General features: G+C 35.4%; 6 protein-coding genes and 1 tRNA gene. 3 read left to right on the top strand and 4 right to left on the bottom strand.

Going from position 1 to position 7487, the window contains the following annotated elements; translation table 11 throughout:
* Positions 1 to 174 precede the first annotated feature (174 nt).
* On the top strand, positions 175 to 1200 hold the full coding sequence (locus WH188_RS26125) for a LacI family DNA-binding transcriptional regulator (RefSeq protein ID WP_021191083.1): 1026 nt from the start codon (positions 175 to 177) through the stop codon (positions 1198 to 1200).
* Positions 1201 to 1222: 22 nt separating this feature from the next.
* Here WH188_RS26125 and uxaC read toward each other — a convergent pair whose 3' ends face one another.
* From uxaC to WH188_RS26110, 3 genes are read right to left on the bottom strand one after another with little or no spacing between them, the layout of a single operon-like run.
* Positions 1223 to 2632 carry a glucuronate isomerase gene (gene uxaC, locus WH188_RS26120; RefSeq protein ID WP_021191082.1) on the bottom strand — a complete coding sequence of 470 codons (1410 nt, stop codon included), beginning with the start codon at positions 2630 to 2632 and terminating at the stop codon, positions 1223 to 1225.
* 10 nt (positions 2633 to 2642) lie between these two features.
* Positions 2643 to 3803: a mannonate dehydratase gene (gene uxuA, locus WH188_RS26115; protein WP_132773955.1), complete on the bottom strand. Its 1161-nt coding sequence runs from the start codon at positions 3801 to 3803 to the stop codon at positions 2643 to 2645.
* Positions 3804 to 3815: 12 nt separating this feature from the next.
* Positions 3816 to 4637 (bottom strand): SDR family oxidoreductase, encoded by an 822-nt coding sequence (locus WH188_RS26110; protein ID WP_021191081.1) that lies wholly within the window; start codon positions 4635 to 4637, stop codon positions 3816 to 3818.
* Between the two features lie 161 nt (positions 4638 to 4798).
* Between WH188_RS26110 and WH188_RS26105 the strand changes: the two genes are divergently transcribed.
* Both WH188_RS26105 and WH188_RS26100 read left to right on the top strand, forming a co-directional pair.
* The gene (locus WH188_RS26105) at positions 4799 to 5788 is read left to right on the top strand and encodes a sugar kinase (RefSeq protein WP_168128474.1); all 990 of its coding nucleotides are present in this window, start codon (positions 4799 to 4801) and stop codon (positions 5786 to 5788) included.
* A gap of 8 nt (positions 5789 to 5796) precedes the next feature.
* Entirely contained in the window at positions 5797 to 6444 is a 648-nt protein-coding gene (locus WH188_RS26100; protein WP_132773951.1) for a bifunctional 4-hydroxy-2-oxoglutarate aldolase/2-dehydro-3-deoxy-phosphogluconate aldolase, read from the top strand.
* Positions 6445 to 6485: 41 nt separating this feature from the next.
* On the opposite strand, the gene WH188_RS26095 is transcribed toward WH188_RS26100, so the two are convergent.
* A tRNA-Pro gene (locus WH188_RS26095) sits at positions 6486 to 6559 on the bottom strand.
* Between the last annotated feature and the right edge of the window lie 928 nt (positions 6560 to 7487).

Here is a 7487-nt window from a genome sequence, read left to right as displayed (position 1 = left end):
GTGAACCGGTAAACAGCTTATAACCTGACCGATAAATTTATGGTTAAACATATAATTAATAGAAAATGTATAATCTCTGCTCAAAATCGATTGTCGATTCTGTAGATTGTTTAGTGATATATCATATTTATAAATATCTTTATACATCTACAATAACCAAAATTAGTAATCAAAATGGCTAAAACTACCTTAAAAGATATCTCTAAAGCATTGAATATATCAATCTCAACAGTTTCCAAAGCTTTATCAGATAGTTATGAAATTAGTGAGAAGACCAAAAAGGTTGTTCAGGACTACGCTACAAAAATGAATTTTAGCGTTAATAAAGTGGCACAAAGTCTTAAAATCGGGAAAACAAATACTATCGGTGTCATTGTATGCGCGATTAATAATACATTTATAGCAGAAATACTAGACGGAATTCAAAAAGCATCTATAGAAACAGGCTTTGATATCATCATTATGCAGAGCAGAGAAGATATACAGGTTGAGAAATCCTGTATTGAAGTTTTAAACTCGAGAGGTATTGACGGACTTTTGATTTCACCAGTCAGCGAATCATCGAATCTGAGTTTATTGAAAGAATTACAAGAAAACGGAAAACCAATCGTTATTTTTGATAGAACAGTCAATCAATTAAAAACGGATAAAGTCGGTGCCAACAATTTCGACGGGGCTTATAAAGCTACCAAACACCTCCTCGAACAAGGACGTACAAATATCCTTCATATTACAGGACACCAATTAGGTGTTTCCAAAGACAGATTAAACGGATATAAAGAAGCTTTAAGAGAATTTGAAATTCCACTAAAGCCCTATTACTTTATTGAATGTAATATTCAAGATACCGCAATACTTGATAAACAAATCAAAAGCGCCATACAAAAAACACTAAACACAGAACATAAGCTAAATGCAATTTTTGGAGCTACCGATGTCATCACCACAAGAACACTCGGAATTCTAGCAGAACTCGGGATTAAGGTTCCAGAAGAAATCGCTGTTATTGGCTTTTCTAATATTTCTATTCCAACGTCACTCAACCCTGCATTGAGCAGAATCAAACAGCCTGCAAGTGAAATCGGACATACTGCAATGAAAAAACTCATTTATCTTATTAAGCGTCCATCACATAACGATTTTGAAACAATCGAACTAGAAACTACCCTGGAAATAAGAAAATCAAGTCTTTTGACTTGATTTTGCACCTCAGTTAGCTTTTTTACTTTTTAAAATAGGCAACCGCATTGTGATAACAAATATCCGCTATAACCTTTCCAATCATATCGACATCATGCGGAAGGTACCCCTTGATGATATCTTCTGCAAAAATATTAGCAAGCAATCTTCTAAAATATTCGTGTCGAGAATAAGACAAGAAGCTTCGCGAATCGGTTAACATCCCAATAAAACAACTGATCAAACCATAATTAGAAAGTGCATTTATCTGTTCTGTCATACCATCCAACTGATCCTGATACCACCATCCTGAACCAAATTGAATTTTTCCCTTCATATTCCCGCCCTGAAAATTACCGATCATTGAACCAAAAACAGCATTATCAGCAGGATTAACATTATATATGATTGTCTTGGCCAATTGATCCTTCGTATCGAGATAATTAAAAAAATCTGCCATACGATCAGCTTGAGGGTAGTCCCCAATAGAATCATATCCCGTATCAGCACCCAAAATTGTCAGCTTCCCTTTATTTGTATCACGCAACGGACCTAAATGAAATTGCTGCGCCCAATTTTTTGCATGGTACTTTGAGCATAATTCACTTAAAACATAAAAAACAAAGCTATCTTCCACTTCCAAAACTCCAGTATCATCTCCATTGATCACGCGAATAAAAGTAGAATTCACTTCCGCTAAATTAAATGCCCCTTTTTTAGGCAGATATTTCAACCCATGATCTGAAGCCACACAACCCAAAGAGTCAAAATAATTAATTCGTTCATCAAGTGCTTCTAATAAAGAATCCAAGTGGTGTATTTTTATTCCGCTCACATCGGATAGTTTTTGCACATAAGCTCTAAATACATCTCCTTTCGATAACTGAAAAACCTTATCTGGGCGAAACGTCGGAAGTACTTTTGTGTTAAATTCAGTATTTAAACTTAAAGCCTTATGAAATTCCAGACTATCAATTGGATCATCAGTTGTTCCCACCATCTCAACATTAAAATGGTTCAAAAGTCCCTGAGTACTAAAACTCGGTTCCTTCAATTGTTCCCTTGTTTGTTCATAAATAGCATGTGAACTTTGAATGTTGAGGAATTTGTTAATTCCAAATGGATTCTTAAGCTCCATATGTGTCCAATGATACAGCGGATTTCTCAATGTTTGAGGCACAATCTCCGACCATTTTTGAAATTTTTCAAAATCAGAAGCTTCTCCTGTAATATATTTCTCTTCAACTCCCAAAGTTCGCATAGCACGCCATTTGTAATGGTCACCATAGAGCCAAATTTGAGCAAGATTGTCAAACTGATGATTATTGCTAATCTGATCAGGGGGAAGATGATTATGGTAATCTATAATAGGAAGATCTTTTGCATAATTATGATATAGCTGTTGTGCAATATCCGATTGCAGTATAAAATTATGATTGATAAAATCTGACATTCTTTTTTGTTTATTGACCTAAAATTCCATATTCTAATCCCCTGAGTTCTGCGAGCCCTCTCAAACGACCAATTGCAGAATATCCAGGATTCGTCTTCTTATTTAGATCATCCAACATTTGATGACCATGGTCAGGTCTAAAGGAAATAGGTCTGATTCGATTTTGATTTTCAGTGATCAAAATTTTCATCACAGCATACATATTTACATCACCATCTAAATGATCAGCTTCAAAGAAACTTCCTAAAGTGTCTTTCTTTACATTTCTCAGATGCGAAAAGTAAACTCTTTCTTTAACAGCGTCCAAAATGGATGCAACATCATTCGACTGACTAGCACCAAGAGAACCTGTGCAAAAGCAAATGCCATTAAACGGCTTATTAACACCTTCAAGTATTGCTACCAGATCAGATTGATTGCTCACAATACGTGGAAGACCTAAAATTGGATATGGCGGATCATCGGGATGTATAGTCATTTTAATCCCCTCCCGTTCACAAACGTCACTTATCGATGACAGGAAATGAAGCAAATTATTTAATAATCCCGTTCGACCAAGCTGACCATACACAGCAATGCTGTTATTCAGGTCCTGTAGTGTAATATCATTTTCTCCAGGGATTCCCATCAAAACAACTTGTTCTAACGCATCAAGATCTTGCTGTGAATAAGAAGAAATTTTTTTTTCAACTCCTTCCAACATCACTGTTGTATAATCCTTGACTGCATCTATTCGCTTTAGAATATGAATATCAAATACGGCAAGATCAATCCAATCAAAATACAAAGCTTTTGAACCATCTTTCATCAATAGATCTAATTGTGTTCTGGTCCAATCTAAAACAGGCATGAAATTATAAGTAATGATCTGAATTCCACATTTCGCTAAATTCTCCAAAGACATCACATAGTTTTCAATATAATATGCGGCATCATTGCTTCCTGTTTTTATCGCCTCATGCACTGGAAGACTCTCTACGACCGACCAGACTAATCCACTATCTTCAATAATTCTTTTACGTTCTAAAATATCTTCGACAGGCCAAACATCGCCATGGGCAATATGGTGCAATGCCGTTACAATACCTGTCGCACCAGCTTGTCTTATATCATCCAAGGAAACGGGATCATTAGGCCCATACCATCTCCAAGTTTGTTCAAGTTTCTTCATACCTTAAATTTATTAAACCCCACACCATGCGTTAAACCCGCCATCAACAAAAATCGTTTCACCAGTAACCAAAGCAGAAGCATCACTTAATAAGTAGACTAAAGTTCCCTTTAGTTCATCTGGCTCTCCTAAACGTTGATAAGGCATCGCATTAATAAATTTCTGCGCCCGGTCGGAATATGTACCATCGGGGTTTATCAGTAGATTTCGATTTTGCTCTGTTAAAAATACCCCTGGTGCAATTGCATTGACACGTACCTTATCACCGTATCGTAAAGCTAATTCAACAGACATCCATTTCGTGTAGCCATCTACACCGTGTTTTGCAACCGTATACCCCAAAACTCTAGTTAATGGTCTACTTGCTGCAAGTGAGGAAATATTAACAATAGAACCCTTACCAGATTCAGCTATTACACGTCCAAAAATATGTGTCGGAATAATTGTTCCATTCAAATTAAGCTCAATTGCTTTCAGCGTATCTCTTATATCATGGTCAAAAAGATTTTGTTCAGGCTTTATTGTTGCTCCAGCAATATTACCGCCAGCGGCATTGACCAAACCGTCAATCGTACCCCATTTCGCTATTATTTCATCCTTAGCCCTTATCACGTCCTCTTCGTTCAAAACATCTACTTGTATTGCTAATGCCTCAGCACCTTTCGCCTCAATAGCCTGGACTCGTTCTTGGAGTTTTTCTTTATTCCTACCCAGTACTGCAACCTTTGCACCAGCTTCAGCCAAAGCATCTACAAAAGATTTTCCTAGAACTCCAGTTGCACCGGTAACCACAACAACGTGATTGTTCAATGAAAATTTATCCAATATCCCCATTTTATAATTGTTAGATTTAAAGTTACCAATTTTATGAAATAATTAATTCCTAAAGAAACATCCTTATAACTTTATTTACTCAAACGTTTTCGAAATTATAGACACAATCAATACAGAAATACAATTATTTATACTACTTTCGAAAAGTAAACTAATAACTTATGGATAAAAACACAGTCCTTTGCTTCGGAGAGATTCTTTATAGATTACAAGCAAAAGATGAATATTTCTTTAATGATGACCAATCGGTAGTCTATTCCTATCCAGGAGGATCAGAAGCGAACGTTGCTGTTGCTCTTGCCTCGCTATCAATACCGACTACTTACGTGTCTGTTGCTCCTGATCACTCTTTAACCAAGGAGATTTTAAACACACTCAATCACAAAAACGTCGATACCTCCAAGTTTATATTTGGTGGCGAACGCTTAGGTTCTTACATATTGCAATCGGCAAATGGTTTAACAAGCGGAGAGGTAATATACGATCGTAAGTACTCGTCATTTTCCACACTTAAAGCGGAAGATATTGATTGGGATGAACTATTTACCGACTGTTCATGGTTTCATTGGACAGCCTTAACACCTGCATTAAACGAGGAATTAGCACAGCTCATGCTAACAGCATTGAAAATAGCGCAAGAAAAGAAAATCACCATATCTGTCGACCTCAATTATAGAAGTAGGTTATGGCAATATGGAAAACAGCCTCTAGATATTATGCCTACATTAGTTTCATATTGCGATGTTATTATGGGAAATATTTGGGCTGAACACAAAATGCTTGGAACTTCTATTCATGAGCAGTTGGTCAGAAATACCTCTTGCAGCGAATATTTCGACTATTCCAGTTTAGTTGCTCAAGAAATATTTGAAAAATATCCGAAATGCAAACATATCGCTAATACGTTTAGATTTATGGACAACCCTAAACATAATCTATTTTACGGTACATATCATAGCCCTGCAGAAAATAAAATAAGTACTATTTTAGAGACAAATGACTTAATTGATCGTATTGGTAGCGGAGACGCCTTTATGGGAGGTCTAATTGCTGCTATTTATGAAGGTAAGTCTGCTCAAGAAATTATAGACACTGCGACCCAACTCGGATTCAAAAAACTATTTAACAAAGGTGATTTCATCAATTTATAATAATCAACATGCATACTATCCTATCCAAGATTGAAAGTTCTCCCATTATCCCCGTCTACTATCATGACGATATTGACCAATGTATTGCCATTTTAACATCATGTTATAATGGTGGAGTTCGCGTTTTCGAATTTGTCAATAGAGGTCCTGAAGCGCATAACAACTTTAAGGCTCTGCTTAAATACCGCGATGACAATTTCAAAGATTTAAAGCTAGGAATTGGAACCATTAAAACGAAGCAACAAGCTCTAGATTTCATAAATATAGGAGCAGAATTTATTGTTAGTCCTATTGTGAAAGCAGAAATTGCAGATGTGACCTTAAAAAATAATATACTTTGGATACCGGGTTGCATGACTCCCACTGAAATTTCAGTTGCTGAAGAATTAGGTGCACCATTAGTAAAACTTTTCCCCGGTGATGCCTTAGGAGCAAATTTTTTGAAAGGTATCAAGCCTCTATTTCAATCATTGAAATTTATGCCTACAGGTGGTGTATCATTAGATGAAGAAAATCTGTTAGCGTGGTTCCAAGCTGGAGTATCAGCAGTAGGTATGGGATCAAAGTTATTTAATGGCCCGACAGAATCAGAAGAAAATAATTATATTGAAAATAGATTACAAAAAGCTTTTCAGTATATTGAAAGCTTAAAATAGAAAAATAAAAAAAGCTCTAACTTTCGTTAGAGCTTTTTTTGTCGGGGTGGCAGGATTCGAACCTACGACCTCCTCGTCCCAAACGAGGCGCGATACCGGGCTACGCTACACCCCGAAAAGGTATCACCTTTTGTTTTATTGTGATGCAAATATACAGCGAATATTAGTAATGTCAAATTTATTTTTCACTTTACACAATAAAAGACTGATTAGCTGACAAATAAATTTCAATTAACCAAAAAAACAATCTCATATTTAAGGTGATTGATAGAATAATCTGCCTCTCCATGGTCTAAATCGATAATTTTTTGGAACCTGTTTCTTCTCTAAAGAATAGCTTTTATCAGTCCATTCGCTATTACAAATGCTTAAATTGATTTCAAAAAAACAAAAATGAGTAAGTATAAACCTTTAAACTATATAATAAATTTCAATATTTTTGATTAGTTGAAAAGAGATTTACGTTCATTTTCATTCCATTTATCCTGAATAGATGTGCTATGTCTAGTTCTAAATTAATTGTGTATTTCGCCGATTTGCACTCATTCAGAAATCCTACTGATTTCTGAATTACACAAAAGTAGCAACCATATGTTTGAGCTAATTAATTTTAAAATCTAGGTTGAATTTCGATCAATTTTCAGGCTTGTAAATCCTTTTTCAACAGACGTAACTACATAAGTAGCTTAAATTCTAAAGGCAATAAATTCTTTAAAAGAATACAAACGGCTCACAGCTAGCGTTTTATATATTATATAGCAATGAACAATCATTTACTAAATTTCTATTTATTGAAATATTCAAGATTACACCTCTAATTAATGAGTTCTTAAAGAAGCAAATTAGACCAGTGAAATAATTCGATTATTTAGAGAAAACATGAAAGTACTTTAACTGGTTTAAATGTGTTAAAAATTAGAGATTGCAAGATACGGAGACATTATGCTTGTCCGATAGGAAGAGGATGTAGAAGCTGAATAGGTCAAATGATGAGCATGAAGGGCCTGCAGAAGTTACTGAAAGAACAGGAATAGCCCTGTTCA

This window comes from Sphingobacterium sp. MYb388, from assembly GCF_037479535.1.
GTDB lineage: Bacteria > Bacteroidota > Bacteroidia > Sphingobacteriales > Sphingobacteriaceae > Sphingobacterium > Sphingobacterium anhuiense.
Note: the sequence above shows the minus strand (reverse complement) of the source record. Positions and strands in the feature narration are given on the sequence as shown.

Bases quoted from the DNA above. Each gene is read 5' to 3' on its own strand.
- WH188_RS26125 (WP_021191083.1), top strand. From the start codon at position 175: ATGGCTAAAACTACCTTAAAAGATATCTCTAAAGCATTGAATATATCA.
- WH188_RS26100 (WP_132773951.1), top strand. From the start codon at position 5,797: ATGCATACTATCCTATCCAAGATTGAAAGTTCTCCCATTATCCCCGTC.
- WH188_RS26105 (WP_168128474.1), top strand. From the start codon at position 4,799: ATGGATAAAAACACAGTCCTTTGCTTCGGAGAGATTCTTTATAGATTA.
- WH188_RS26110 (WP_021191081.1), bottom strand. From the start codon at position 4,637: ATGGGGATATTGGATAAATTTTCATTGAACAATCACGTTGTTGTGGTT.
- uxuA (WP_132773955.1), bottom strand. From the start codon at position 3,803: ATGAAGAAACTTGAACAAACTTGGAGATGGTATGGGCCTAATGATCCC.
- uxaC (WP_021191082.1), bottom strand. From the start codon at position 2,632: ATGTCAGATTTTATCAATCATAATTTTATACTGCAATCGGATATTGCA.